Source organism: Desulfobulbus alkaliphilus, assembly GCF_016918545.1.
Lineage (GTDB): Bacteria > Desulfobacterota > Desulfobulbia > Desulfobulbales > Desulfobulbaceae > Desulfobulbus > Desulfobulbus alkaliphilus.
The window spans coordinates 1-1,028 of sequence record NZ_JAFFQC010000099.1 but is presented as its reverse complement, the minus strand read 5'-3'; the positions used below and the strand labels follow the sequence as shown (position 1 = coordinate 1,028).

2 protein-coding genes are annotated in these 1,028 nt (G+C 62.2%); both read left to right on the top strand.

Annotated features, from left to right (window positions below; all coding sequences use genetic code 11):
- Positions 1-240 (top strand): hypothetical protein (locus JWG43_RS17535; RefSeq protein WP_205244246.1); only part of this gene is annotated, 240 nt, incomplete at its 5' end.
- A partial coding sequence (locus tag JWG43_RS17530; protein ID WP_205244245.1) for a DDE-type integrase/transposase/recombinase occupies positions 237-1,028 on the top strand: 792 nt, incomplete at its 3' end. The genes JWG43_RS17535 and JWG43_RS17530, both read left to right, overlap by 4 nt.

The following is a 1,028-nucleotide window of genomic DNA, read 5'->3' as shown; positions in this document are numbered from 1 at the left end:
CCACCGGCCGATCGTCCTGAATCGGTGCAGGAGGCCTGGCAAGAACTGCAGGCCCTGCGGGAGCAGATCAATCAACTCGGCCAAGAGCGGGATCAGGCCACCTGTCGCGCCGAGTTCCTCGGTCTGCGGTTGAAATGGTCGGAGATTGAGGCGGCGGAACTGCGTGGCGAGAAGATCGGTGAGGACGGCGCACCGTTGCAACGACCCCAGATAAAAAAAAAGAAAAGGAAGAAACGGTGACCCTGATCGGTCAAATGCAGGTGCGCTTTCCCCGATTGGCGGTGGCCGAGATCTTCCGAGTCGCCGGCCACAGCCGCAGCCAGCTGTACCAGTGGTGCCGCGGCGTCGACGAACGCCGACCACGCCCGCACAAGGTGCTTTCGGAAGAGGTGGTTCTCCAGGCCACTTCGGTCATCGTCATGTTTCCCCACTTTGCCGGCGGCAAAGGCCAGGCCTACCTGCTCTACCACCAGCTTGGCCTGATCGGCCAGAGGGCCTATGATCAGCTGAAAAAGAAGGTCAAGCGGATCCTCTGCCAGGAACTCTCCGGCCGCCGGGATCGCCCGGTCGGTTGTGGCACCTATGAGCACATCCGAGCGCAGGGCGTCGGCGAGATCTGGGCGGAAGACTTCACCGAGGTGGTGGTGGCCGGGGAGAGCTTCAAGGTCGCCGTACTGATCGATGTCTTCTCGCACTGCATTCTCGGCTGGGCCCTGGCCCGGAGAGCCACCGAATCACTGGTGGCCGCACCGGTTCTGCAGGCCCTGGCCGTCAGCGGACCGCCGGAGCACTTTCTCCTCGCCGATAACGGCCGACAGTACACCTCCGACGGCCACGAGCGTCTGCTCACGTCCCACGAAATCGTCAGCCGCCATGTACCGCCTTACACTCCCCAGTACAACGGCGCGGTGGAGTGCGGTTGCAAGGAGTTCAAAAACGTCTTCTACACCCAGTGGGAATCACGTCCGGCAACTGCGGCGGATAAAGAAAAAAATCTGCTTGAACAGGCCATCGAGGTGGCGGCGACC